26 protein-coding genes and 1 pseudogene are annotated in these 24,010 nt (G+C 61.2%); 12 read left to right on the top strand and 15 right to left on the bottom strand.

The genetic code is table 11. The annotated features are described in order from the left end of the window. Window positions 1-8: 8 nt before the first annotated feature. Both ACR3YK_RS10260 and ACR3YK_RS10255 read right to left on the bottom strand, forming a co-directional pair. On the bottom strand, window positions 9-656 hold the full coding sequence (locus ACR3YK_RS10260; RefSeq protein ID WP_100388707.1) for a response regulator transcription factor: 648 nt from the start codon (window positions 654-656) through the stop codon (window positions 9-11). A 10-nt stretch (window positions 657-666) separates the two neighbouring features. Next, window positions 667-2,037, bottom strand: coding sequence for a sensor histidine kinase (locus ACR3YK_RS10255; RefSeq protein WP_486174779.1), 1,371 nt, complete (start codon window positions 2,035-2,037; stop codon window positions 667-669). A gap of 263 nt (window positions 2,038-2,300) precedes the next feature. Between ACR3YK_RS10255 and ACR3YK_RS10250 the strand changes: the two genes are divergently transcribed. Then, on the top strand, window positions 2,301-2,789 hold the full coding sequence (locus ACR3YK_RS10250; protein ID WP_100388705.1) for a Dps family protein: 489 nt from the start codon (window positions 2,301-2,303) through the stop codon (window positions 2,787-2,789). Window positions 2,790-2,842: 53 nt separating this feature from the next. Here ACR3YK_RS10250 and ACR3YK_RS10245 read toward each other — a convergent pair whose 3' ends face one another. The 3 genes from ACR3YK_RS10245 to ACR3YK_RS10235 form a co-directional block, all read right to left on the bottom strand. After that, window positions 2,843-4,333 (bottom strand): amidohydrolase, encoded by a 1,491-nt coding sequence (locus ACR3YK_RS10245; protein ID WP_486174778.1) that lies wholly within the window; start codon window positions 4,331-4,333, stop codon window positions 2,843-2,845. Window positions 4,334-4,404: 71 nt separating this feature from the next. Then, a complete protein-coding gene (locus ACR3YK_RS10240; RefSeq protein WP_486174777.1) occupies window positions 4,405-5,388 on the bottom strand; it encodes an Fpg/Nei family DNA glycosylase in 984 nt (327 codons plus the stop codon). After that, entirely contained in the window at window positions 5,388-5,876 is a 489-nt protein-coding gene (locus tag ACR3YK_RS10235) for a ribose-5-phosphate isomerase (protein ID WP_486174776.1), read from the bottom strand. Before ACR3YK_RS10235 ends, ACR3YK_RS10240 begins: the two co-directional genes overlap by 1 nt. 106 nt (window positions 5,877-5,982) lie before the next feature. Between ACR3YK_RS10235 and pepN the strand changes: the two genes are divergently transcribed. The 3 genes from pepN to ACR3YK_RS10220 all read left to right on the top strand — a co-directional run bounded on the left by pepN (window position 5,983) and on the right by ACR3YK_RS10220 (window position 10,121). Further along, entirely contained in the window at window positions 5,983-8,523 is a 2,541-nt protein-coding gene (gene pepN, locus ACR3YK_RS10230; protein WP_486174775.1) for an aminopeptidase N, read from the top strand. Window positions 8,524-8,601: 78 nt separating this feature from the next. Continuing rightward, window positions 8,602-9,591 (top strand): mechanosensitive ion channel family protein, encoded by a 990-nt coding sequence (locus tag ACR3YK_RS10225; protein ID WP_100388700.1) that lies wholly within the window; start codon window positions 8,602-8,604, stop codon window positions 9,589-9,591. A 158-nt stretch (window positions 9,592-9,749) separates the two neighbouring features. Continuing rightward, entirely contained in the window at window positions 9,750-10,121 is a 372-nt protein-coding gene (locus ACR3YK_RS10220; RefSeq protein WP_486176403.1) for a globin, read from the top strand. Between the two features lie 21 nt (window positions 10,122-10,142). On the opposite strand, the gene ACR3YK_RS10215 is transcribed toward ACR3YK_RS10220, so the two are convergent. The 3 genes from ACR3YK_RS10215 to ACR3YK_RS10205 are packed head-to-tail and all read right to left on the bottom strand — an operon-like array spanning window position 10,143 to window position 11,876. Further along, a complete protein-coding gene (locus ACR3YK_RS10215) occupies window positions 10,143-11,204 on the bottom strand; it encodes a hypothetical protein (RefSeq protein WP_486174774.1) in 1,062 nt (353 codons plus the stop codon). Window positions 11,205-11,216: 12 nt separating this feature from the next. Then, the gene (locus ACR3YK_RS10210) at window positions 11,217-11,663 is read right to left on the bottom strand and encodes a hypothetical protein (protein WP_486174773.1); all 447 of its coding nucleotides are present in this window, start codon (window positions 11,661-11,663) and stop codon (window positions 11,217-11,219) included. A gap of 42 nt (window positions 11,664-11,705) precedes the next feature. Then, window positions 11,706-11,876 (bottom strand): hypothetical protein, encoded by a 171-nt coding sequence (locus ACR3YK_RS10205; protein ID WP_486174772.1) that lies wholly within the window; start codon window positions 11,874-11,876, stop codon window positions 11,706-11,708. 135 nt (window positions 11,877-12,011) lie between these two features. On the opposite strand from ACR3YK_RS10205, the gene ACR3YK_RS10200 reads away from it, so the two are divergent. Next, window positions 12,012-12,491, top strand: coding sequence for a hypothetical protein (locus ACR3YK_RS10200; RefSeq protein WP_486174771.1), 480 nt, complete (start codon window positions 12,012-12,014; stop codon window positions 12,489-12,491). A 51-nt stretch (window positions 12,492-12,542) separates the two neighbouring features. Here ACR3YK_RS10200 and ACR3YK_RS10195 read toward each other — a convergent pair whose 3' ends face one another. Continuing rightward, on the bottom strand, window positions 12,543-12,941 hold the full coding sequence (locus ACR3YK_RS10195) for a heavy metal-responsive transcriptional regulator (RefSeq protein WP_486174770.1): 399 nt from the start codon (window positions 12,939-12,941) through the stop codon (window positions 12,543-12,545). Between the two features lie 54 nt (window positions 12,942-12,995). Here ACR3YK_RS10195 and ACR3YK_RS10190 point away from each other — a divergent pair, with 54 nt between their 5' ends. From ACR3YK_RS10190 to ACR3YK_RS10165, 6 genes and pseudogenes are all read left to right on the top strand, one after another. Further along, complete coding sequence (locus tag ACR3YK_RS10190) at window positions 12,996-13,298, top strand: thioredoxin family protein (protein WP_486174769.1); 303 nt, start codon at window positions 12,996-12,998, stop codon at window positions 13,296-13,298. A 423-nt stretch (window positions 13,299-13,721) separates the two neighbouring features. Then, window positions 13,722-13,820: pseudogene (locus ACR3YK_RS10185) on the top strand (globin domain-containing protein); the annotation flags it as partial. A gap of 246 nt (window positions 13,821-14,066) precedes the next feature. Then, window positions 14,067-14,483: a hypothetical protein gene (locus ACR3YK_RS10180; protein WP_486174768.1), complete on the top strand. Its 417-nt coding sequence runs from the start codon at window positions 14,067-14,069 to the stop codon at window positions 14,481-14,483. Between the two features lie 268 nt (window positions 14,484-14,751). After that, window positions 14,752-15,447 (top strand): ATP-binding cassette domain-containing protein, encoded by a 696-nt coding sequence (locus ACR3YK_RS10175; RefSeq protein ID WP_486174767.1) that lies wholly within the window; start codon window positions 14,752-14,754, stop codon window positions 15,445-15,447. Window position 15,448: 1 nt separating this feature from the next. After that, window positions 15,449-16,747 carry a DUF7224 domain-containing protein gene (locus ACR3YK_RS10170; protein ID WP_486174766.1) on the top strand — a complete coding sequence of 433 codons (1,299 nt, stop codon included), beginning with the start codon at window positions 15,449-15,451 and terminating at the stop codon, window positions 16,745-16,747. Window positions 16,748-16,809: 62 nt separating this feature from the next. Continuing rightward, window positions 16,810-17,385 (top strand): hypothetical protein, encoded by a 576-nt coding sequence (locus ACR3YK_RS10165; protein WP_486174765.1) that lies wholly within the window; start codon window positions 16,810-16,812, stop codon window positions 17,383-17,385. A gap of 81 nt (window positions 17,386-17,466) precedes the next feature. Here the strand turns inward: ACR3YK_RS10165 and ACR3YK_RS10160 are convergent, their stop codons facing one another. Then, on the bottom strand, window positions 17,467-17,619 hold the full coding sequence (locus tag ACR3YK_RS10160) for a hypothetical protein (RefSeq protein ID WP_486174764.1): 153 nt from the start codon (window positions 17,617-17,619) through the stop codon (window positions 17,467-17,469). Window positions 17,620-17,679: 60 nt separating this feature from the next. Here ACR3YK_RS10160 and ACR3YK_RS10155 point away from each other — a divergent pair, with 60 nt between their 5' ends. Further along, on the top strand, window positions 17,680-18,102 hold the full coding sequence (locus ACR3YK_RS10155; RefSeq protein WP_486174763.1) for an NAD(P)/FAD-dependent oxidoreductase: 423 nt from the start codon (window positions 17,680-17,682) through the stop codon (window positions 18,100-18,102). Between the two features lie 41 nt (window positions 18,103-18,143). Here ACR3YK_RS10155 and ACR3YK_RS10150 read toward each other — a convergent pair whose 3' ends face one another. The 5 genes from ACR3YK_RS10150 to ACR3YK_RS10130 all read right to left on the bottom strand — a co-directional run bounded on the left by ACR3YK_RS10150 (window position 18,144) and on the right by ACR3YK_RS10130 (window position 24,009). Beyond that, window positions 18,144-18,692: a GNAT family N-acetyltransferase gene (locus ACR3YK_RS10150; RefSeq protein ID WP_486174762.1), complete on the bottom strand. Its 549-nt coding sequence runs from the start codon at window positions 18,690-18,692 to the stop codon at window positions 18,144-18,146. 811 nt (window positions 18,693-19,503) lie between these two features. Beyond that, window positions 19,504-20,319, bottom strand: a complete 816-nt coding sequence (locus ACR3YK_RS10145; protein WP_486174761.1) for an HpcH/HpaI aldolase/citrate lyase family protein — start codon at window positions 20,317-20,319, stop codon at window positions 19,504-19,506. Further along, the gene (locus tag ACR3YK_RS10140) at window positions 20,316-20,795 is read right to left on the bottom strand and encodes a MaoC family dehydratase (RefSeq protein WP_100388689.1); all 480 of its coding nucleotides are present in this window, start codon (window positions 20,793-20,795) and stop codon (window positions 20,316-20,318) included. Before ACR3YK_RS10140 ends, ACR3YK_RS10145 begins: the two co-directional genes overlap by 4 nt. Continuing rightward, the gene (locus ACR3YK_RS10135; RefSeq protein WP_486174760.1) at window positions 20,792-21,979 is read right to left on the bottom strand and encodes an acyl-CoA dehydrogenase family protein; all 1,188 of its coding nucleotides are present in this window, start codon (window positions 21,977-21,979) and stop codon (window positions 20,792-20,794) included. Before ACR3YK_RS10135 ends, ACR3YK_RS10140 begins: the two co-directional genes overlap by 4 nt. Further along, window positions 21,976-24,009 (bottom strand): acetyl/propionyl/methylcrotonyl-CoA carboxylase subunit alpha, encoded by a 2,034-nt coding sequence (locus tag ACR3YK_RS10130; RefSeq protein WP_486174759.1) that lies wholly within the window; start codon window positions 24,007-24,009, stop codon window positions 21,976-21,978. Before ACR3YK_RS10130 ends, ACR3YK_RS10135 begins: the two co-directional genes overlap by 4 nt. Window position 24,010 lies beyond the last annotated feature (1 nt).

The raw sequence follows: 24,010 nt of genomic DNA, 5'->3' as shown, positions 1-24,010 counted from the left end.
AAGCGACGCTAGCGCTGCAACCAGGTGAGCACCGCGAGCACCCGGCGGTGGTCGCTCCCCGAATCTTCGAGATTCAGTTTTTGAAAGATTGAGGTCACGTTCTTCTCGACCGCGCCGATTCCGATCACGAGTTGCTTGGCGATAGCGGCATTGGTGCGGCCCTCGGCGACGAGCGTCATGACCTCGTGCTCGCGCGGCGTGAGCGACATGAGTGGATCTTGACGGCGCCCGACAAGCTGCGCGACAACCTCGGGGTCTAGCACCGTGCTGCCCGCCGAGATTCGCTCCACGGCATCCTGCAGTTCAGAAAGCGATGCCACGCGATCTTTCAGCAAATAGCCGACGCCACCACGACCCGATGACAAGAGCTCTTGCGCATAGACAACCTCGACATACTGCGAGAGCAAGAGGATGCCAATCTGTGGGCGGAGTTCGCGCAAGCGAATTGCGGCCCGCACTCCCTCGTCGCGAAACGTCGGTGGCATGCGCACATCGAGAACGACTAGCTCAGGCGCGCAGTCATCGAGGTTCGCGAGCAGTTCATCCGCATCACCGAACGAGCCGACAACATCGAAACCCGCTTCGATGAGCACACGCACGAGCCCTTCGCGCAGCAGTACCGAATCATCAGCAACAGCAACTCGCAAAGGGCTCATGCGCTTAAGACTAGAGGTCAACGGGCGCCCGATCTGCACTCGACTTGGGCAGCGGCAGTCGCGCCGTGACCGAAGTCGGCCCACCCTCAGGGCTCGTGATCTCAAGGCGCCCACCTACACCGCGCACACGCTCTTCGATGCCGGCAAGACCGTGGTCGGAGAGCACCGCCGCACCACCTTGGCCGTCATCCGTCACCTGCACCAGCAGCCACGGGCGATCGTCGCTGAGTTCTGTGCCGAGGTGCACTCCGGCGTGACTGGCCTTCGAATGCTTCGCAACATTCGTGAGCAGTTCGGCAACGACGAAGTACGACGCCCGTTCAACTTCACCGGGCAGCGCCAACGGCGTGGGCAGCTCAGCGGTGAGGGTGGTCGGCACAGCAGCACGCGTCACTACGGACTCGAGGGCTGCGACAAGGCCGCGATCGAGCAAGAGCGGCGGCGCGAAGCCACGAGAGAGCGCACGCAATTCTTCTAAGGCTTCGGCTGATTGCGCTCGCGCTTCGGAGAGCAACTGGCGCGCCTGCTCGGGGTTGGCGTCGAGCTGACGTTCCGCTGCCGCGAGATCCATCTGCAGGCGAACGAGACGCTGCTGCGGTCCATCATGGATGTCGCGCTCAAGGCGACGAAGCGAGTGGCCTTCTGCCGAGAGAGCGGCACCGCGTGACTCTTCGAGGGACTGCACCTCGCGACGCAGCCCATCCGACTTGAACGCGGAGAGCAGAGCGCGGGCCAGCCACCAGTGGGTCAGAACGAGACCGCGAGTGACGAAGGGAAGTGTTGCGATGAAGATGAGGCCCACGACGAAGACAACGATGTTGTCGGCAACTTCTAAATTCCAGCTTGCTGTGTTGACCCCAAACAGGCCAAAGAACCACTCACCGAGAGACCAGTCGGGGTCGCCCGTCTGCACTTCGCCGTCGAGCAACCACGCGAAGATTCCGGTGAGACCGACACTGAGCCAGACCACCGAGATTATCCAGGTCACGAGGGTGAGAACGAAGTTCAAGATGACCGTGTGGAGGAGGTACAGCCAGTAGTGGGCGTTTCCCAGAGTTGCTGCTAGCCAACCGCCGAATCCGGTAGCGGCTCGATCGTCTTGCCAATCCGGGCGCGCAATCTTTTCGCGACCGGCCCACTCCAAGAGATTGATCTCCGCGAGCCCGAAACCACGGCCAACGTACAAAGCCAGGATCATGACGAAGAACCCGATCAAAAATACCGCGAGCGTGCCGACACCGCTGGCGACGAGGGAGATGGCCACGCCAAATCCGGTCATCGCGAGCGGGAAGCTCAACATCAGATAGAGCACTTCTTTTGGCGTGGTTCGCCAGAGCTGCCAATACGGGTTTCGGGGTTTCGTCACAGTGTCTGTAGTCATTGTTCTCTCGCTTCAGTCTCGCGCATTAGCGGGCCGGATGTTCGTTGAATACAGATTCTCGAAAGCGGCGACCGCGCCCCAGCGTGGATGCACACCAACTGTCAGTGGGGATATCCCCCGTGCTCGTGGTCCGGGCGACAAGGGCGCACATCTCCGGAGCACTGATCGGAGCGCGTACGGGCGGGTTAGCGTTGCCTCAGCTTGCTTGTGAAATTTTTGTGGCTGCGTAGCGTTGTATCTGAAGAACAATGAAGGAGCACACAATGACCGAAATTCAAGCAGTTCCGCAGACCTCAGCAGACCCTGATGTCACCTCGGGTGTTGCCCAGTTCCTCGGCCCGGTCGTCACCGACCTCACGGCGCTGTCGATCGACGGCAAGCAGGCTCACTGGCACGTTCGCGGTGTCAACTTCCAGGCAGTACACGAACTTCTCGACGTCATCGTCGACCACGCCCGCGAATGGGCTGACACGGCCGCAGAGCGCGTTGTTGCTCTCGGACTCCCGATTGACGCTCGCACGCAGACCGTTGGCGCTAAGGCAACGACCCCCAGCATGACCGCTGGCTTCCAGCAGTCCGACGAGGTCATCGCGCAGGTTATCGCCGCGATCGACGCCACGCTCGTGACCGTTCGCACCGCCGTTGACGAGCTCGGTGAGCTCGACAAGGTCAGCGAAGACGTTGCGATTGAGATCGCTCGTGGGCTGGAGAAGGACCGCTGGTTCCTCTTCGCTCACCTCGCCACGAAGTAACTTTTCGGGCGGTCGCTTCGCTGGCGACTGGCTGTGTCTGCGACTCGTCGCAGCTACAGCTCGTTGTGAGTGAAGCGGCCATCCAGAATCGTCGCGTCAACCCGCATCGATCGCAGCTCATCACCGCTGCAGTCGAGCGGGTTTTTGCGTGTCACGACAATGTCAGCAACTTCGCCGACAGCGATGCTCGATTGCACTGAGGCCTGCAGCGCTTCGGCAACCGTGATGCACTGTTCTGGATGCCACGGCTCGCGCCCATCGCGGCTACGACTCACGGCCGACGCGATCGCTGCCCACGGGTCAAGCGGTGCCACCGGAGCATCCGAGCCCATCAGCAACTCAGCACCCGCGTCGAGCAGAGCCCGCAGGGCGATGGTGCGGTCGTTGCGCCCGGGCCACAGTGCGTCCGCTACGTCACGGTCATCCATGGCGTGTTCGGGCTGCACGCTCGCGGCAATACCGAGAGCCGCGAAGCGAGGCAGGTCCGTTGCGGAAAGCAACTGGGCGTGCTCGATGCGGCCACGGCATCCGACAGCTTCGAAAGCGTCGAGGGCAAGGGTGTTGGCGTCGTCACCGATGGCGTGAACGGCAGGCGAAAGGCCGGCGTCGCTGGCGGTGCGAATCCATTCGACCAGTTCGTCGGTGGGGATGTTGAGCACTCCCCTGTTCTCGGCTTCGCCCGGGTACGACTCGACGCAGTACGCCGTGCGGGTGTTGAGCGAACCGTCGGTGATGATCTTGAACGGACCGACTTCGAGCAGCGGCGCGAGGCGTTGCCCGGTGGCGAGACCTTCGGAAATGGCGCGCTCCAGGAAGCGCGGGTACACGCCAACGCGCACGCGGAACAGGTCGAAGCCGTGCAGCATGCGGCGCTGCCAGTTCTCAAACTCCCACGTCATCTCGAGGTCGACGATGCCGACCACACCGCGGGATGCCGCTTCGCGGGCGCCGTTGTGGATCCACTCGTCGAGAACCTCGGGTTCCACCCGGCTGAGCGCACTTCCGACCGCGAAGGCTTCCTCTTCACGCAGGAAGCCGGTGGGGTGATCGTAGAAGCCGAAGCGTTCGAGGGCGAGGCTATTGAGCCAGCAAGAGTGCAGGTCGCCGCTGACAAGAACGACGGCAATGTCAGAGACGGCCGAGTCGAGCAGGGCGCGGGTGGGCTGGTCGGGCCACAGGGCATCGCGGAAACCCTGGCCGACAATGATGCCCTCGGACTGCGGCAACACCGAAGTAGCGAGAGTGACGGCGACTTCGGTTGCCGAGGTCGTGTGACTGAGGTCGATGCGCTGCGATTGCTGCGCCCACATGCTCGAGTGCACGTGCTGATCCCAGAGGCCGGGCATGATCCAGCGGCCGTCGAGATCGACAGCCTCGTGGTCGACAGAGTCGTGGTCGGCAAAGTCGCGCTCAGCAGCAGTGTCGCCCGCGGCATCCGCAGCATGCCGGTGGGGCTCGATAGCGGAGATGCGGCCCTCGGTGAGGGTGACATCGACCAGGGCGGAGGCATCGTCGCCGACGATGCGCGCGTTAGTCAGTTTCACTCGGTAATGCCCTTGTCATTTCTGCGGCTAGTTCTGGGCTACTGTACGCGCCGTTAGCGCGGTGACGCACGTTAGCTGCCCAGTGGTGCTTGGCAGCTCGGGCACCAGTACAGCTTGCGGGCCGAAGCGAGTTCCATTGCGATGTTCGTGCCACAGACGCGGCACGGCAGCCCTTCGCGGTGATAGACCCAGTGACGGTCATCCCTGCTCGCGAGCGCGGCCGTGTAGTCGTCGCCGGTGAGTCCATCCATTGTCATCATTTGGCCGGTACGCACACCGATTTCAAGCAGGTGTGCCCAGTCACGCCAGAGTTCGCGCAGCAACTCTTCGGGGATGAGCTTGCCCGGAATGTGCGGGTCGAGGCGAGCGCGAAACAAAATCTCGGCGCGGTATACGTTGCCGATGCCGCTGACGACCGACTGATCCATGAGCAGGATGCCGATAGCGGTCTGCTTCTTGCGAACGGTAGCAACGAAGCGCTCTTCAGCCTCACCGTTGTCGTCGACGAGCGGGTCGGGCCCGAGCTTGTTGAGCGCGACCTGCACCTCATCGGGAGTGAGCACTTCGCACGCGGTGGGCCCGCGCAGGTCGGCACACGTGGTGTCGGTGAGGAGACGAACCCGCACGGCGCCGATGGGCTCGGGCGGGAACTCTGAGACCGTGTCCGTGGCTTTCTCTTGCTCCGACATCCGCAAACGCGTGCGTCGCGGGGCACCAATGCTCGCCAGCGAGTCTTCGTGCTCCCCCACGACCGTGCCGTGCTGGTTGGTCTGCCCCATGCGACCGGCGGCGGATGCCGTGGTCGCGTCGGCGGTGAAGTTGCCCGCGAAATCCCACGCCCCGTAGAGCCCGAGGTGCACGCGCAGCCAGCGGTCGTGTTCGAACTCGAGAAACATCTGCTTGCCCACGGCTTTGGCGGTGAGCATCCGAAGTCCATCGATGCGTTCGGCTCCCGCAGCAAAGCGGCCTTGAGGAGACGACACTGCGACGGTTTTGCCGACGAAGTGCAGCGCGAACTGGCGCGCGATGCGATGTACGGAATGCCCCTCAGGCATTAGTTGTCGAAGGGGTGCGCGGCGATGGCGCCTGTCGTTTCGTACTCGGCAAGCTGAGCGATGCGGCGGGCGTGACGCTCGTCGCCCGAGAAGGGCTCGGCGATGAAGAGGTCGATGAAGCGGGTGGCTTCGTCGACGGTGTGCTGACGGGCGCCAATAGAGATGACGTTGGCGTCGTTGTGCTGGCGTGCCAGGGCGGCGGTCGAGTCGTTCCACACGAGAGCGGCGCGGATGCCCACGACCTTGTTGGCGGCGATCTGCTCACCGTTACCCGAACCACCGAAGACGACACCGAGGGCGTCAACACCGGCAGCCTGGTCGGCGGCAACACCACGGGCTGCGGCGATGCAGAACCCGGGGTAATCGTCGAGAGCGTTGTACTGAACAGGTCCGTGATCGATCACTTCGTGGCCTGCATCGGTGAGGTGCTGCTGCAGGGTGGCACTGAACTCGAGGCCGGCGTGATCGGTGGCGATATGGATGCGCATTCGTCCAGTCTACGGTCGCATCCGAGCGGTAGTGCTGACATTGAGGAGGTGCGGCATAAGGTAGATAGGTGCGGCCACAAACCGCCCCAACACGAAGGAGTTGTACGTGCCCGGAGAGAACCTCACCCGAGTTGAAGCGCAAGAACGCAAAGCGATTGTCAACGTTGACAGCTATGAGATTGCGCTTGACCTCACTACGGGTCCTGAGACGTTTAAGAGCAGCACGACTGTTCGCTTTACTGCCACTGCTGGCGCATCCACTTTCATTGATTCGATCACCCGCACGGTGCACTCGGTCACGCTCAACGGCACCGCTCTTGATGTTGCGGCCGTGAACGATGGTGTGCGCATCCAGCTCGACAATCTTGCTGAGAACAACGTTCTTGAGGTTGTGGCGGATGCCGAATACACCAACACCGGGGAGGGCCTGCACCGCTTCGTTGACCCGGTTGATGACGAGGTGTACCTCTACTCGCAGTTCGAGGTGCCCGATTCGCGTCGCGTGTTCGCTGTGTTCGAGCAGCCTGACCTCAAGGCCACGTTCCAGTTCACCGTGACCGCACCGGCACGCTGGGCTGTTATCAGCAACTCCCCCACTCCTGAGCCTGTGGTGGATGGCGAGAACGCCACGTGGGAGTTCCCGCCCACTCAGATCATGTCGAGCTACATCACCGCGATCGTGGCTGGCCCGTATGCCGAGGTTCGCGACGAGCTCACCTCGAGCGACGGCCGCGTCATCCCGCTCGGCATCTTCACGCGTGCGTCGCTGAGCGAGCACCTTGATGCTGACTACATTTTCGAGAAGACCAAGCAGGGTTTCGAGTTCTTCGAGAAGCACTTCCAGTACCCGTACCCCTTCGAGAAGTACGACCAGATGTTCGTGCCCGAGTTCAACGCTGGTGCCATGGAGAACGCCGGCGCTGTCACGTTCACCGAGACCTACGTGTTCCGTTCGAAGGTGACCGACGCCATCAAGGAACGTCGCGTTGTCACGATTCTGCACGAGCTGGCTCACATGTGGTTCGGCGACCTCGTCACCATGAAGTGGTGGAACGACCTCTGGCTGAACGAGTCGTTCGCTGAGTGGGCATCGACCATCGCGACCGCTGAAGCCACCGAGTGGACCGAAGCGTGGACCACGTTCCAGGCGATGGAGAAGAGCTGGGCTTACAAGCAGGATCAGCTTCCTTCTACTCACCCCGTCTACGCCTCGATCAATGACCTCGATGACGTTCTCGTCAACTTCGACGGCATCACCTATGCCAAGGGTGGCTCGATTCTCAAGCAGCTCGTGGCCTGGGTTGGTCTCGAAGCGTTCATGGCCGGCGTTGCCGCGTACTTCAAGAAGCACGCCTTCGGCAACACCGAGCTCAAGGACCTGCTGGTTGAGCTGGAGAAGACCAGTGGCCGCGAGCTCATGGAGTGGAGCAAGCTCTGGCTTGAGACCGCTGGGGTGAACACCCTGCGTCCGGATGTTGTGACCGCTGAAGACGGAACCGTCGAAAGCTTCGCGATCGTTCAGACCGCCGCCGAGGACTACCCCACGATTCGCCCGCACCGTCTGGCTATCGGTTACTACTCGCTGCAGGACGGCAAGCTTGTTCGTCACCACCGCGTCGAGATCGATGTTGAAGGCGAGCGCACTGAGGTTCCCGAGCTTGTGGGCACCACGCGCCCCGACCTCATCCTGATCAACGATGACGACCTCGCCTACGCGAAGATTCGTCTCGACGACTCCTCGCTTGCTGTGGCGATGAAGCACCTCTCTGACATCACTGACCCGCTGGCTCGCGCCATCGTGTGGGGCGCCGCGTGGGATGCTGCTCGCGATGCTGAGACTCCGGCCAGCGATTATGTTGCCCTGGTTCTCGGCAACATTGCCTCGGAGACCGAGTCGACCACCATCCGCACCACGCTCGCGCAGCTAGTTCTGGTTGCTAAGCAGTACGTTGCTCCTGAGCGTCGTGCCGCCACGATCGAGAAAATCGGCGACACACTCTGGGGTCTCGCCCAGAGTGCTGAGGCTGGATCGGATGCTCAGTTCCAGTTCGTGAAGTACTTCGCGAATGTGGCATCCACCGAACAGCACGTCACGGTGCTTCGCGCTCTGCTCAGCGGTTCCACCACGCTGGAGGGTCTCGAAATTGACACTGACCTGAGCTGGGAGCTTCTGGAGGGCCTCGTGCTCAACGGTGCTGCCGGTGATGCTGACGTGGATGAGGCTCTCGCCAAGGACAAGACGGCAAACGGCCAGCAGGCTGCGGCCCGCGCTCGCGCCACGATCACCACGGAGGCGGGCAAGCAGGCCGCATTCGACTCGCTCGTAAAGAGTGACAAGGCGCCGAACGCGATCGTGCGCAACGTGACCATGGGCTACACCCACGTGAACGACCCCGCCGTGCTGGAAGCTTTTGTGGCTCCGTACTTTGAGGCGATCAACGATGTGTGGAACAACCGCAGCTACGCGATTGCCGAGACGGTTCTTCGTGGCCTCTACCCGGCACCGCTGGCAAACCAGGGACTCGTGGATGCCACGAACGCCTGGCTCGAGGCAAACCCCGATGTTCCGGCCCTGCGCCGCATCATCGTGGAGAACCTTGCGGGTGTTGAGCGTGCGCTGGCAGTTCAGGCTCGCGACAACTCCTAACCCCTTTCCGCCGCCTTCGGGTGGTCGTGCGGGAGCCTAGCGGCGACTATTCAGCAGTCGCTCGCTAGGCTCCCAAGCATGGAAGATTTCACGATAGGTGGCCTGTGGGCCGCGGTGCGAGCGTTTTACGAGAGCTCGACGCTTCTTCAAGGTGCCGTGATCATTGCCGGAGCCTGGGTTCTTCGCTTCATTCTGCTGTTCGTTATCAAGCGCGTCGTCGACCGCGTGGTGAACGGCGTGAAGCACAAAGAGAACATTCACGACACTCAAGTTCTGCTGACTTCCCCGCTCGCCGCTGTGCGCGTTGTTCAACGCACGCGCACTCTCGGCGGCGTTCTCTCCAGTCTGGTCACCGTGGCGATCGTGATCGTGGTGCTGCTGTTGCTCTTCGATCTCTTCGCCCCCAACGCCACGGGCGCCTTTGCCCTCATCACGGCGGCGACCGGTGCTGGTCTCGGTTTCGGTGCCCAAAACGTGGTCAAGGATGTGCTGAACGGTCTCTTTATGGTCGCCGAGGATCAGTTGGGCGTTGGCGATATTGTTGACCTCGGGCCGGCGGTGGGTGTTGTGGAGTCTGTCGACATCCGCACCACCCAGGTTCGCGACGTGAACGGAACCCTGTGGTTTGTGCGCAATGGCGAGATCACCCGGGTGGGCAACATGTCACAAGGGTGGGCGCGCGTGATCATCGATCTTGCTGTGCCGTATGACTCCGATGTGGATGCCGTGCAGGAGCGCATCCTGAAGACCGCCGTTGATCTCTATAAGACCCCCAAGTGGACAACTCGCATCTTGGAGGTGCCTGAGATTTGGGGCATTGAATCTATTTCGGATGAAGCCGTGGTCGTTCGTCTCGTCGTGAAGACGGCATCCGCGACTAAGGATGATGTTGCTCGCGAGCTTCGGGCCCGTTTGAAGAAGGATTTGGATGAGGCGGGTGTCAAACTTCCCGCTTTGAACTCGATCGTGTTGAGTGGCTTTGAGGGTGCTGCGAGTGTGCGCGGTGCACGACCGCCCCGCACGCGCCCAGTGCCCGTGAACTTTGGCGAGGAGAAGCCCAAGAAATGACCGACCCTGAGAACGTGGCTGAGACTGCGGGCGTGGCTGAGCCCGCGAACGTGGCCGAGACTGCGGCTGAACCTGGCAACGCGGCTGACCCCGTGAAGCGCCCGAAGATTCGCATCATTGCGAAGCCGGCGGTGACTCCGGATGCTCCGGCCGATTCGATGTGGGAACTCATCGGCGGTCGCGACACGTTCGAGAAGCTCGTGCGCGAATTCTATGTAGGCGTAGCCACCGATGAAGTGTTGCTGCCGATGTACCCAGAGCAGCCCGAGCTCGAAGGCGCGATCCAGCGCCTCACCGGTTTCTTGGAACAGTATTGGGGCGGCCCAAACACGTACAGCCAGGAACGCGGACACCCCCGCCTGCGCATGCGCCACATGCCTTTCAAGGTGAACCCGGATGCCCGTGACCGCTGGCTACACCACATGCGCAACGCCCTCGACACCCTCGAATTGCCGCCGCTCTACGATGCCGAAATCTGGGCGTATCTCGACCGTGCCGCGCACGCCATGGTCAACACGTTTGAAGAGTAAGCGCGCGGCTACCCGCCCGGTTTACTCGTCTTCGAAGAAATCGAATTCGTCTTCGCGCGCAAGCTTCGCGTCGAGCGATGATGCGAGCGTTTGCAGCGCGGCCATGACCTCTTGCCACTGAGCCTTTGTCGGGTTGATCGAGTCGACGTGAACGGCCCGCAGTTTGCCGCCGTACGCAGCGGTAGCGAACACGGCAACGTCATGATCCGAGCGCATGAACTCAGCCATCTCCTCAGCGAGGATGACCGCCGCCGTGATCGGTTCTCCTTCGCTAGTGACGAATCCCAAACGCGCCAACGTCTCGGCGACTGGCTCAGCATCCAGCGCACGAGCGTTCTCCAAGTTCTCTACATCGGCATCTGGCGCCGCCAGAATAAGCTCATCACCGACTAGCTCGTCGTCCTCGGGTTCAGCAGTGTCCGACGCCGAGTGTGCGGCAGCGGGCACGAACGTCAGCGGTGGTCGACGCGGCCCGGGCTCGCCCAAACCTTCGAGAATCGAGACTCCTGAGCGCGGAGCAGCACGGATGCGCTCATTCGTAATCCAACCGAAGTTCAATACCGATGAAAGGGCCTCAGTCATGAGGAAGTCGGGGACTGCGACTGCCGGGTTGCCGCCGACGAGTGCGAGAGCTACCGCTTCGCACCACTTATCGAGCTTCGGCATGACTTGGCTGCCTTTGCCGATTACGAATTGCGCGCGCGTCTCGTGGGTGCTCATCAAGTTTTTCCGCGTCTCTACCGCCCAACGTGCATGGACGAGGTGGGCCCGAGCCACCTCGAACAGATAGTGCATGAGAAGCTCCGAGGCGTACCGCGCCCTTGAGGTGCTGGGAGCCTTCTCCTCGATCGCTTGCAGCCGCGACCGAGCGTCGTCGGGGATGCCCGGGAAATCTGCTGCCGCGAAGTCAATAAACCAAGTCCACAGCGGCACAAGGCTTTCGATTGAGCCATCGAACTGGCCGAGGTCGTGACCATCTGCGCAGAGCAACTGCGCGAGTTCGGCCAGCCGAATCGGGCCGTCCTCTTCAATTACCGCCCGATACAGCTCCGCATCGGCGGCACTCAAATCACTGAACTCCACTTTCACTCCCTCTTACAAGCATCCGGAACTCGCCGCAGACATGGTGAAGAGTTGCCCTTCCCAGAGAAGTTCGTTCACGATGATCCCAAACCCACTCCCGGCCGCTACAACAAACACGGCGAGCGCGACACCGCTAGTTCGTTTCGAGTAGTACATCGCGCCGATCACCAGCATGGGCACCAGCATCAGCACATGGATGATGACGAGCGGGACTGCGCCGAAGGCTAGTCCGAACCCGGCCATGGATGAGTTCGCGGCAACCGACTTGCACTGCTCGGTCATCTCTTCGGAGAACGACAACCCGTACCAGAACCACGCGACACAGAGCACGATCGTTCCGACAGTGGCGATAAGCCAGAACGCCAATTGCCCGGCGCCTGAGCGCCAGCGACCGCTGGGTGCGAGCGCGCTGGGTTTGACGATGCCGACCCCAGCGGTGTTCTTAGCGGGAGAACTCATGTGCTCGTCGAGTCTCCGAGTGTCCGCGCAAACCTATAGCGCTCACTCGTTTCCGTGCATATTGGTACTGGAAGGCCCCGATTGCCCGAGGTATTTCCGCAGCGCTTTGATCGACAGGATCAGAGCCCAGACAACCAAGACAAAGAGGACAATCACCGCGGCGGCGAACAGCAAATTGAGAAGCATTGCGAACGCGCCGATTGAACTCATCATGTGCTCAACCCTACGAAAAAAGTAAGAGAAACTCCACTAATCTCGGGCGGCCGTTGTCGACTCGTTCTGGGACTAGCGGGAGTCGCGTGAGCCAACAGCTCCTGCCCGCAACAGGGAGGATCTAAACTGCTCCCCATGACAGTCAGCGATGAGCAGGGCAGCTATGCGCCAATCAATGAGGGCGCGTCGCTTGATGAACAGGCGCAGCGCCTCCCCTTCGACCTCTCAGCATTGTCGGTGACCGGTCTCGTCATCATGTGCGAACTCGGTGATCCGGTTCCAGAAAATACGCGGCCGCACATGAACATGAAGATGACGCAGTATCTGCGGCTTTCGGACGATTCTATGATTCGTCTCGATATGGATCGCGGCGTGGTCACCTCCCGACACGGGGGTGGCGACGTCGTCTCGTGGAAACAGCCCGCCGCCGATGTGATCTCCGAGGTTCTCGATCTGGTGCGCAACGATGACGACGAGAATCCCGACACTTTTCCATGGGAAGCGTATGCAGAGTCGGCTCGGTTGAGAGGCATCTCGGTTGACGCCGACGCTCTGCGCGATCTTCCGCACACGGTGCTGCTGTCGGATGAGCTCACCGAGATCTACGAGTTCTGATCGGCGGATCTTTTGCCCACTCCACGGAAGAAGCAGGTGCGACTCCGCTCTTCAGGAGCGCGGGATGATCGTGCAGATCTCAGCCTCGGTGCAGTTGGCCGGGTCGATAGCCTTAGCCTCGTGGATGAGTTGCTTCAGCTCCGCTTCGAGCGCCGCCAGGTCTTTCAGTCGCTCCTGCACGCCTTCTAGTTTGTGTTCGAGCAAGCTCGAGACGTGGGTGCAGGGCGCTTCGCCGGCATCCCGCAGCGACAGGATGCTCATAATTTCCGACAGCGTGAGCCCCGCGGCTTGGCTGTTGCGGATGAACGTGACGCGGTCGACAACGACGGGATCGTAGTCGCGATACCCGTTGCCTTGCCGCTGAGGCTCGGGCAGAAGGCCTTGCTTTTCGTAAAAACGGATCGTGTGGCGCGGAACATCCAGGCGATCGGCGACTTCTCCAATAAGCATGGGCCAAGACTAACGCTTGACCTTCAAGTGCACTTCAAGGTTTACGGTGAAGGTATGGAAATCACGCTGCAATACTTCGAGGGCTGCCCCAACTGGAAGGTTGCCGATCAGCACATCACCGAACTAGTCCAAGAGTTCCCGGGCCTCACGGTGTCGCGGCACCTGGTCGACACGGTCGAGGAAGCTGAGCGTGCGGGGTTCCGCGGGTCGCCGAGCATCCTCTTCGATGGTGTGGACCCTTTTGCCCAGCCGGATGCCCCGGTCGGGCTTGCCTGCCGCCGCTACATCACTCCGGATGGCTTTGCCGGCGCTCCCACCGTTGACCAGCTGCGAGAGAAGTTGAACAGCATTCGATAGATCGTAGGTAGCCAGAGCGGATGTCGAGGCCTGCTGCCTCGAAAACTGTTCTGGTCGCTACCAGTCGATGCAGGTCGATGCAGGCGAGCCTAGTTTCGGTTCGAAATTAGAACAATCGGTGCGGTGATCGCTGCGAGTGGTGCTCGTGTCAGTGGGTTCGCTCATGAGTGCGCCATACTCGCCATTTGCCGCGATTATTCTTAGTGACAATAACTCTGGTTCGGATCATTCGGGAGGTCAAGCCAGCACCCTAGAGGATGCTGCCCAACAGACACGGGCTGGCCAACAATTAGACCACCGACTAGCTGGGTTCGCCATCGGCGAGTATGCCTCGTTTAGGCTCGCCCGCGCCAAGTTCGAGAAGATGGTGCGCGAGTTCTATGGGCGCGCGGCTACGAATGAGGTGCTGCTGCCGATTCACCTGGAGCCGCCCGCCTGCGCATGCGCCACATGCCCTTCAAGGTGAGTCCGGATGTTCGTGACCGCTGGTTGCATTACATGCGGGCAGCTCTCGACACCCTCTAACCCCGCGGCTCTTCGACGCCGCGTGAAGTTCCCTATTGCGCCAAACCCTGTTGAAGATTAGTCTTTCTCATGTTGGCGAGGGCAGACAGATCGTTTGACGATCTGGCTCGGTCGCGGAAAGCCTCCAGCTGACTTGACTCGCTGCCCCTAAGAGCTCCAGGACTGGACAGAGCGATTGGGGGCGTGCTGGGACGGTCGTCGGACGTCGGCGATCGAGATGAGTAATTGACAAAGGAGCACCCAATGATGAAAAAGAAGGTCCTCGCTCTCGCGAGTGTTGCAGCGGTCGCGGTGACGCTGCTGTTCGCGACTCCAGCGATGGCAGAAGGAACGCTAGGCCAGACGTTCTCGAAAAAGGCACCGGGATTCAACTCGACCTCTTGGCAGGACTCTCATCTCGACCACCACAGCACGACCGTAACGTTCAGCTCGTGCACCTACTACAACGCGGCCGGACTGGTGAAGTCGGCCGACATCACGCTCTACGACGAGTTTGGCCTATTACCCGACCAGTCCGTCGGCACCAGGAGTACGACATGCGGCTCAATGAACTGGGGCGAACAGACCCGGTCGGATGCATATCACTGGAATATTTTGGGCCTCGATGGCAGCACCAGCAACATTCATCAGCTGAGCGCCCACGCTGCAGCGGCCTTTTAGGGTCGTTGCGCACGCCTGAGAGTTTGGGCGGAGCTAGCCTCTTTCGCCTCGGCGACGTGCTTGAATAAGCCTCGCTTCCCTGAGCTTCAGCGTTGGCATGTGTGGTCAGCACGATCGCACATGCCAACGCTGAGGTCGGTGATGATAGGAAATTTCACTTAATGGCCTGATCGCTAGCGAGCGAATCAGCAACACACGAAAGCTAGGGGAAGCGTTGGCAGACGAGCTGGTCGTTTCTGACTGTACGTTCGGATATTCGAGGGCTCCTGTGCTCGAGAACTTTTCGGTGGGTTTCACTGCCGGAGCGACAGTTCTCCTCGGCCCCAACGGTGCGGGCAAATCAACACTTTTGGGACTTCTGGCCAGCATCTACCGCCCCGAGCACGGCTCGGTTGACCTTGTGGGCATAGGACGTTCATCCGATCGCCGAACGATTCGCCAGTATCGGCAGGCCGTCGCATGGCTCCCCCAACATGCTGGGATCTTTGCTGGGCTTACCGTGCGAGAACACGTGGCCTACGCGGGCTGGTTGAAGGGCATGAACCGACGCGACGCCTGGTCCCGAGCGGCCGCTGCCCTTGAGGCAATGGATCTGCAGGATTTCGAGTCACGGTCTGCGACGAAATTGTCCGGGGGGCAAGCTCGGCGAATGCAGTTGGCAGGAGCGCTCGTTCACGAGGCTCGAGTGGTGCTCCTCGATGAGCCGACCGCTGGGCTGGACCCGCTGCAGCAAGCGCGATTCGGGGAACTCATCAAGTCACTACCTGAGCACATCGTCACGATCGTGGCTACTCACGACGTCAATGACTTGAGTGACTCGTTCGACAGGGTGATCGTTATCGACGACGGAACCCTTCGGTTTAAGGGCACGGTCAGCAACTTCACTTCCACTGCCCCCAGCGGGGTGGAACCGCACCGGCGCAGTCTGGTTGCGTATGCGCAGATAGTGAAGCCCGAGGACTGATATGCGCTCGATTCGAACCTTCTGGCGCGAGCCCGCCTACGTTCTCAGTGCTGTGGCGATGATCGCCATCGTGTTGTACAACGCCGCTTTCGTTGATCCTCAAAACTTCGAGGGCTACTGGGTTTCGACTTTCTCGAATGCGTCGATATTTCTGATCTTCTCTGCTCCGGTCGGTTCGGCGTCTGCGGCGATAGTCGCCGCTCGTGCCCGACGATCGGGAATCTGGGCTCTTCCTTTGGCACGAAGTCGTGCGCGAATCACCCACAGCCTTCTTTTGCCGCCGATCGTGGGCGCGTTCGTGTCGCAGCTATTCGGGCTGCTTCTACTAATGTCGACATCGTGGGGAGCGCCCGGGCGTATTCCTTTCGAGATTGTGCTCGCCTGGGCGGCAATCTTGATTTTCCACATCTCCGTTGGCTATCTGTTGGGGCGTTATCTGCCGGTCGCCGCCAGCATCCCTCTGTCCGTCTTTGTGTCGTATTGCTGGTTGGGATTCACCTGGGCTGTGAGCTACTTTCCGGTCCGATACCTCGCCGGGTTGATAATCACGGCATGCTGCAGCGTCGAAACGACTTTGGATGAGCGGGCTGTCATCGCCGTCATCGTGTTCAGCTTGCTGATGTCCGCTGCGTTTCTCATCTCCGCGACGGTGCCGCCCAGGGGAACACATAGGAGCCTTGCCCCGCTCACTGGCGTAGCGGCCGTCGCATTCGTGGTGATCGCGATCACGGTGGGTCTGAATGTTGCGCAGGGCCTCGGAGCGCAACCGGTTGTTCCGCGGAGCAGGGGTGATTTGGTCTGCACCGGCACGGCCCCTACTATCTGCGTGTATCCGGAGCAGCTGCAACGCGAAGACCCGCGTGCGACCCTCGCTGCGGCTTACGAGAACCTTCGAGACGAGGGCATCCGGATGCCTGCAGTGGTCACCACGTCGAACACCAGGGCCGACCGCTTATCACTACGCGTCGTCATCAGCTCAAGACCGACAACGGCCCAACTCGTGTACACAACAGCCGCTGCCATGACCCCCGATGATGTGGCTCCATATTGCGGAGATGGTTCGGACTACCTGAAGCGTCTGGATGTCGCTGCGGTCACAACGTGGTGGCTTCAGACCATTGCCGCGAAGAGGTTGGTCAATGTGTCCGCCCTCCCGCAGCCCGATCTCACTCCGGACTCGGGGCGCCTCATCGAAGAATTCAGCCATCTGAGCGCTCAGCAACAGCGTGACTGGTACTTTGCCGCTTCCCCTACCCTCACAAATTGCTCCTCGAAACCGATTGAGATTCCGTCGCGATGAGGTGGTGGATCCGGAGCCAACACCCGAAATGGGCGATAGGTATCGCCTTCGTGGGCACAGTCGTGGTCATAGCCGCACCTGATTCATTCGGGCTCCCGATCCCGTCGTTGGCTGGGCCTACCGCGTTCGCGTCGATCCGGTCGTACGCCCTCGTCGCGGTACTCATCACGGTGGGCGCGTGGGCAAGCGTGTCGGCCGGGCACAAGTCTGCGGTCCTTGCGGCGACGCGAGCGATGCGGCTTTACGGTCTCGCGTCCTTGTGCGCGATCTTGGGGTTGTGCGTTGTCGTGGTCTTCGGGTGGGCGATGTTCACGGGTGCCGCATCCACCCCGGCCGTGTTAATGCTTCGGGATGTTCTCGGGCTCTTCGGGTTGGGGATGGTGCTGGTTCCGCTCACCGGCTACCGTTTCGCTGGAATTGTTTCAACGGTGTACGTGTTCGTCTCAGCAATCTTTGGCAGGTCGAGTGGTGGCGACGCAGCCCTATGGGCCTGGCCAATATCAGAATCCTCCGACGTTGACTTCTGGATTCCGGCGATCGTTTTGTTTGTCCTCGGCGGAGCGATCTGGCTTTCACGCTCTCGCTGCCACTACCCGCGAGTAATGATCCAGCAGGCGATGGATGCTCGACGCGAGTAGTCGGGATACTCACCGTCGGTTGCACCACATGCGGGCAGCTCTCGAAACTGTCGAACTACCGCCGCTCTACGACGTCGAAATCTAGGCGTAGCTCGACCGTGCTGCGCCCGACTGAAGGGCTGTGACCCCAACCTCGTCGTACACAATGCGGGGCGCACCGCAGACCTCAGTCGTCTGAATCTCGAAGCGGCCAATGTCGCGTTCGGCCCTCGCGGCATCCAAGTTTCGGAGCACCTTCAGAGCACCACGAGCCCGAATGTTTATGCGGCTGGCGATGCTGCAGACACCCCAGGGATGCCGCTGACACCGGTGGCGGTGTTCGAGGCGAAGATCGCGGCATCCAACATGTTGAAGCCGAATTCGGCGACACCGGATTACAGCGCCATACCCACTGCGGTGTTCACCATTCCGGAGCTCGTCAGAGTCGGCATGCTCGAGCACGAGGCCAAGGAAAGCGGACTCGACGTTGACGTGCGATTCACGGACACGAGCGGATGGTTCTCCAACTACCGCATCGGTGAAACGACCGGTGCGACAAAGATTCCGGTCGACAAGAGCACCGACCGCATCATCGGCGCCCACCTCCTCGGCCACGACTACGCCGAACTCGCTAACACGATCGCTCTCGCCATGAAGAACGGCCTCACCACCCGCCAAATCAAAGCGACAACCGCCGCGTACCCGTCGACCGGGTCGGATCTGGGGTCGATGGTCTGAGGTGGCGAGGCGGCCGGAGCGGTGCTGAATCGCGACTGGTTTTACGCCCGAGTCGTCAGCTGCGCGTAAATGAACATGTCGCGCGGCTTTCCGTCTACCCGCTCCCAAGCACGAAGTAGACCTTCACGCTCATAGCCGGCGCTTTCTGCTGCTCGCCATGACCCTTCGTTCCACGGCTCGACGTACAGTTCGAGCCGGTCGAGATCAGCGTGGTTCACCGCCCACGCTGTGAGCACCCGCAGTGCCTCGGCGGCGTAGCCTTTGCGTCGCTCGGAGGGCACGACCCAGTACCCGATGCTGGCGCGCGAACCCGCTCCCGCCACGAAGAACATCCCGATGTGACCAACGGCACGGTCGGCGCCATCGGCTATCGCGAACACATACCCGGCACCGGTTCTCAGACGATCATGTTGCCGGGCGATGAATGCCAATGACTCGGCTTCATCGTCGGTTGCCGGGACAGTCGTGATGAGCGGAATCTGAGGATCACCGGATGCTTCTTGAACCGTTGCTACATCGGAGTCGCGCCAATCGCGCAGCACCAACCGCTCCCCCTGCAGCGTGGGGAGTTCGAGCGGGCTTCCTGTCATAGAGCGATTAGATCACGCCTGCCATTGTCAATGTAGGCCCCACCGGAGGCTGCGCGACATTCGCGAAGTGCATGCGCGTGCTCAAGAGCAACGATGTCATGAAGACTTGAGTTGCACTGGCTCGGATCCTTGATTCCGCGAGTGGAGGAGCTTTAGACAAATAGCCGAGCGCTTAGAGGGAAGGAAGCGTGTCTCCCGCGGGATGATGTTCGCATGACTCAAATCTCGGAATTCATGCTCAGGACATATCTCTCGGAACTGCGGTCCCAATGCGAGGCCGCTGAGATCGCATTCAGCGACTTCGACTCCGCTATGGCATTGGAAAAACCTTCACTTCCTCGTGCATACGCTGCGACGCAATCGGTACTAAGCGCCGCTGCGCTGATCTCAAAACTCCTGTGGCCTAACCCTCCAATTTCAGGCCTCAATAAATCACCGCTCAGCGACGATCAAAATGCGCTCAGAAAGTTCACACTTTCGCGAGGGAAGCGATTACGCCAGGCAATCAAAGTCAATAACGACTCAGTTTTAGCGAGTCGAAAGGTTCGGAACGGATTCGAGCACTTCGACGAACGGCTCGACTCTTACTTCGTAAGAGGTAACACCAACATAATTGACCGCAATATCGGACCAGCAAATATGGTTATCGTCGACGGCAAACGCCCGCCTCACCTTCGCTTCATTGATACCGACCGGTTGACAGTGTCTGTACTAGAAGACGAAGTAGGCCTACGGGAGATTCAATCTGCAGTGGAGGCAGTTCGAAGCGGGACGCTAGCTGCTCTAAGAAACCTATAAGCGCGATGAACTGCTAGCCCTCGCGCAACCCCGCCCGCGCCACCACGCACTCCGCATGCCGCAGGATGGGGCCGTCGACCATGCGGCCCTCGAAGCTGAAGACGCCGGGCTGCGATTCCGCTGCGGCGAGAAGTGCTCGTGCTGACGCGATTTGCTCGACCGTGGGCGCATAACTTTCGCGCACAATGGCCACTTGAGAGGGATGAATGCAGGCCGTTGCCGTGAACCCGAGAGCCGCGGCATCCCGAGCCTCAGCACCGAGACCGTCCAGGTCTGCGATATCGAGATGCACCGCATCAATCACAGCCTTCGAATAGGCACCAGCCGCCAACAACACCGACGACCGCGCATGCAACGCGACACCACGGTACGGGCCGGAATCTTCGCGCGACGACGAACCACCGAGCGACGCCACCAGATCTTCGGCACCCCACATGAGGGCAACCACGCAGTCCAGCGCCGCCAAACTTGTGGCCGCCAGCACACCCCGCGCCGTCTCGCACAGGGCGATCACGTCGAGGTCAGTGAGCGCATCGAAGTCAGCAACCGACTCCGACTTCGAGAGCATCACCGTGCGGTACTCCGTCTGCTCCAACGCCTCCAGGTCACTGTCGTGATCCTCGGTTCCCGCCGGATTCAGTCGCACGATCGTGCGGGCCGGATCCATCGGGTTAGCGATCAGCGCAGCGCGGGCCGCAGCCTTATCGACACTTGCTACGGCATCCTCAAGGTCAATGATGATGGCATCCGCGCGCTCAAGCGCCTTGGCATAACGGTCGGGGCGATCGCCCGGAACAAACAGAATCGACGGCCCTAAAGTGAAGCTCACGGTGCGCCCTCCTCAGTCCAGACCATCACCGAACGGGTCGCCACAGCCACCACAACACCATCCTGGTTCTTGGCCGTGTGACGCAACGAAATGATTCCCTGGCCGGGGCGCGACTTCGAAAGCCGCTTCTCCAGCACCTCACTCTCGGAATACATCGTGTCGCCGTGATACAGCGGATGCGGAAAGTTGACCTCCGTGAAGCCCAAGTTGGCCACAATCGTGCCCTGCGTCAGTTGAGCTACGGATGCCCCCACCATCGTCGAGAGCGTGAACATCGAGTTCACCAATCGCTGCCCGAACGGCTGCTGCTCTGACCACGCGGCATCCAAGTGCAGCGACTGCGTGTTCATCGTCATCGTCGTGAAGAGAACATTGTCAGCCTCGGTGACTGTGCGGCCGGGCGCGTGCAAATAGACCGCGCCCTCCTCGAACTCGTCGAACCAGAGACCGCGCTGCTGAATACGTTTACCGGTCATAGGGTCGCGAACCCCAACTCACGAGCAATGACCATCATCTGAACCTCAGTGGTGCCCTCACCGAGCTCCAGCACCTTCGAGTCACGGTAGTGGCGAGCGACAGGGTTCTCGTTCATGAAGCCATAGCCACCAAAGATTTGGGTGGCATCCCGAGCGTTATCCATGGCCGCCTCGCTGCTGATCATTTTCGCCAAGCTCGCCTCCATCTTGAAAGGAACCCCGGCAACCAGTTTGCGGGCTGCATCGTAGGTTGCCAAGCGTGCCGAGTGAACTCGGGCCTGCATCCGCGCAATCTTGAACGCAATGTGCTGGTTCGAGCCAATCGAACGGCCGAAGACGTGACGCTCGTTGGCGTACCGGATCGACTCCTCCAGGCAGCCCTGAGCCGCACCCGTGCAGAGCGCCGAGAACGCAACGCGACCCTCATCCAGAGCCTCAATGAAGTTCGCGAAGCCACGGCCGCGCTCCCCCATCAGGTTCTCTTCGGGAACCCGCACGTTGTCGAACGACAGCGGGTGCGTGTCCGAAGTGTGCCAGCCGACCTTGTCGTAGGGCGGGTGCACTGTGAAGCCCGGCGTACCGTTCGGAACGAGGATGGCGCTCAACTCAGGCTTGCCATTCTCACGACGCCCCGTGACCGCCGTGACCGTCACCACCTTCGTGATCTCGCTGCCCGAGTTCGTGATGAACTGCTTCGTACCGTTGATGACCCATTCGCCATCGATGAGCTCGGCGGTGGTCTTGGTTCCCGCAGCATCGGAGCCGGCATCCGCTTCGGTCAGCCCGAAACCAGCGAGAGCTTCACCGCGGGCAAGCATCGGAACCCACTGCTGCTTCTGCTCTTCGCTACCGTGCTTGAAGATCGGCATCGCACCCAGACCGATGCCGGCCTCGAGCGTCACCGCGATCGACTGGTCAACGCGAGCAAGCTGCTCAATCGCGAGACACAGCGAAACGTAGTCTTTGCCCTGCCCGCCATATTCCTTGGGGAACGGCAAACCGAAGAGACCCATCTCACCCATTTGAGCGATGATGCCGTAGGGCAGTTCACGCTTCGTGTCGTACTCATACGCTGCCGGAGCAACAACCTTGTCAGCAAAGTCGCGCACATCAGCGCTCAACTTCAACTGCTCATCGGTGAGGCCGAGGTGGGTGATTTCGCCGCGGGTAGCGTCGTGACTCATGAGGTTTCTCCTTCAGTGCTCGCTTGTGGCGATTCGATTCGGGCAACGATCTGATCGCGTGTGACCAAATCGCCAGGCTTCAAACTGATGTCGACAACCCCATCGAGGGTTGCGACAACGGGGTGTTCCATCTTCATGGCTTCAATCGTGAGCACCGTCTGACCGGCAGTCACAGAGTCTCCGTTCGCCACCGCGACGGCGACAACCGTGCCGGGCATGGGCGAACGCAACTCGGGATCGACCACGCCAGCGACTCTCGCGAGTGTCGCACGGTGATCGGCCAGTGACTCGGCGCGAGACTGCGCAGTGAGAGCCCAGGAAGTGCCCTCCTGCCCAATCCACACCGTGGCGTCGACCGTTTCAATAGCGAGACGGATGCTCTGGGCACCCCACTCGATACCGGTGCTCGTCAAGCGCGCCGGAGTAGTGGTGCCGTCGATCGTGACCTCCGCTGCGCTTGGCGCACCGGCAACCAGAACCTCGTGCACCTGCCCGGCACACGCGAGACGGTAGCGGGCCGGGCGATGGGTTCCCACACGCCAACCGCTGGGCTGCCGCCAGGGTGAGCCCGGCATCCAGCGTTCGGAATGGATGCTCAGAGCCGCCGCTGCGAGCACCGCTGGGGTGGGAGCGGCGAACTCGATCTCGGCAAGAGCGCGCTCGATGAGGCCGGTGTCGAGATCGCCGGCTTGTACGTCGTCGCGGTTGAGGAGGGCTCGGAGGAATTCGATGTTGGTGGTGACGCCCAGGATGACGGTGTCGGCGAGGGCACTGTCGAGGGCGCGGAGTGCTTCGGCACGCGTGGCGCCGTGAGCGATGACTTTGGCGAGCATCGGGTCGTAGTTGGCCGAAACGGTGCCGCCCTGGATGAGCGAGCTGTCGACGCGGACGCTGGTCGCGGCGGTGCTGGCTGTGGCTGGGCTGCTTGTGCCGGCGCTGGCCGCACTGCCGTCGCCAGCCTCGTGCAGGTGCACGATCTGACCGGCGGAGGGCAGGAAATCGTTGGCGGGATCTTCGGAGTAGATGCGCGCCTCGACCGAGTGACCGGTGAGCGTCGGTGTCTCCACCGTGAGCTTCTCGCCTGCAGCGATTCGCACTTGCCACTCCACGAGGTCGATGCCCGTGACCATTTCGGTGACCGGATGTTCCACTTGCAGTCGCGTGTTCATCTCCATGAAGAAGAACTCGTCGGGCGCATTGTCGGAGACAAGGAACTCGACGGTTCCGGCACCGACGTAGCTCACGCTGCGCGCGACCTCGCAGGCTGCTTCACCGATGCGCTGACGGGTTGCCTCATCGAGCAGCGGCGATGGCGCTTCTTCGATGATCTTCTGGTGGCGACGCTGCAGCGAACATTCGCGTTCGCCCAAGTGGATGATCGTGCCGTGGCTATCGGCCAGCACCTGTACCTCGATGTGGCGGGGCTTCTCGACCAAGCGCTCCAAGAAGAGCGTGTCATCGCCGAACGCGGCACTGGCCACGCGACGAGCAGAGTCGAGGGCGCCAGCAACCGCATCGGCCTCGCGCACGATCGTCATGCCCTTGCCACCACCGCCAGCCGATGGCTTGATCAGCAGCGGGAACCCGACCTCGGCAGCAGCAGCCACGAGATCGTCATTGGTCATGCCGGGCTCGGCGATGCCCGGGATCACGGCAACGCCGCGCTCGGTCACGTGCTTCTTCGAGGCGATCTTGTCGCCCATAATCTCGAGCGCTTCGACGCCCGGGCCGATAAACGTGATTCCGGCAGCGACACAGGCCTCGGCCAGTTGCGCAATTTCCGAGAGGAAGCCATAGCCCGGGTGAACCGCATCAGCATGCAAGCCGTCGACGGCATGGGCGGCAGCAACGATCGATTCGACCGAGAGGTAGCTGTCGATCAGCACCGCGGCATCCGCCACTTGAACGTGCTTCGCGTCACGATCGTGCTCGGTGTAGACCGCGATCGAACGGATGCCCATCGAGCGCAGGGTGCGCGTGATGCGACAGGAAATTTCGCCACGATTGGCGACCAGAACAGCAGAGAACATG

The organism is Salinibacterium sp. 10G20-15 (assembly GCF_057365065.1).
Note: the sequence above shows the minus strand (reverse complement) of the source record. Positions and strands in the feature narration are given on the sequence as shown.

Coding starts and splice junctions, on each gene's coding strand:
- ACR3YK_RS10260 (WP_100388707.1), bottom strand. CDS start 656: ATGAGCCCTTTGCGAGTTGCTGTTGCTGATGATTCGGTACTGCTGCGC.
- ACR3YK_RS10255 (WP_486174779.1), bottom strand. CDS start 2,037: ATGACTACAGACACTGTGACGAAACCCCGAAACCCGTATTGGCAGCTC.
- ACR3YK_RS10250 (WP_100388705.1), top strand. CDS start 2,301: ATGACCGAAATTCAAGCAGTTCCGCAGACCTCAGCAGACCCTGATGTC.
- ACR3YK_RS10240 (WP_486174777.1), bottom strand. CDS start 5,388: ATGCCTGAGGGGCATTCCGTACATCGCATCGCGCGCCAGTTCGCGCTG.
- ACR3YK_RS10235 (WP_486174776.1), bottom strand. CDS start 5,876: ATGCGCATCCATATCGCCACCGATCACGCCGGCCTCGAGTTCAGTGCC.
- ACR3YK_RS10225 (WP_100388700.1), top strand. CDS start 8,602: ATGGAAGATTTCACGATAGGTGGCCTGTGGGCCGCGGTGCGAGCGTTT.
- ACR3YK_RS10220 (WP_486176403.1), top strand. CDS start 9,750: ATGTGGGAACTCATCGGCGGTCGCGACACGTTCGAGAAGCTCGTGCGC.
- ACR3YK_RS10210 (WP_486174773.1), bottom strand. CDS start 11,663: ATGAGTTCTCCCGCTAAGAACACCGCTGGGGTCGGCATCGTCAAACCC.
- ACR3YK_RS10205 (WP_486174772.1), bottom strand. CDS start 11,876: ATGATGAGTTCAATCGGCGCGTTCGCAATGCTTCTCAATTTGCTGTTC.
- ACR3YK_RS10200 (WP_486174771.1), top strand. CDS start 12,012: ATGACAGTCAGCGATGAGCAGGGCAGCTATGCGCCAATCAATGAGGGC.
- ACR3YK_RS10195 (WP_486174770.1), bottom strand. CDS start 12,941: ATGCTTATTGGAGAAGTCGCCGATCGCCTGGATGTTCCGCGCCACACG.
- ACR3YK_RS10190 (WP_486174769.1), top strand. CDS start 12,996: ATGGAAATCACGCTGCAATACTTCGAGGGCTGCCCCAACTGGAAGGTT.
- ACR3YK_RS10180 (WP_486174768.1), top strand. CDS start 14,067: ATGATGAAAAAGAAGGTCCTCGCTCTCGCGAGTGTTGCAGCGGTCGCG.
- ACR3YK_RS10170 (WP_486174766.1), top strand. CDS start 15,449: ATGCGCTCGATTCGAACCTTCTGGCGCGAGCCCGCCTACGTTCTCAGT.
- ACR3YK_RS10155 (WP_486174763.1), top strand. CDS start 17,680: ATGCCGCTGACACCGGTGGCGGTGTTCGAGGCGAAGATCGCGGCATCC.
- ACR3YK_RS10150 (WP_486174762.1), bottom strand. CDS start 18,692: ATGACAGGAAGCCCGCTCGAACTCCCCACGCTGCAGGGGGAGCGGTTG.
- ACR3YK_RS10140 (WP_100388689.1), bottom strand. CDS start 20,795: ATGACCGGTAAACGTATTCAGCAGCGCGGTCTCTGGTTCGACGAGTTC.
- ACR3YK_RS10135 (WP_486174760.1), bottom strand. CDS start 21,979: ATGAGTCACGACGCTACCCGCGGCGAAATCACCCACCTCGGCCTCACC.
- ACR3YK_RS10130 (WP_486174759.1), bottom strand. CDS start 24,009: ATGTTCTCTGCTGTTCTGGTCGCCAATCGTGGCGAAATTTCCTGTCGC.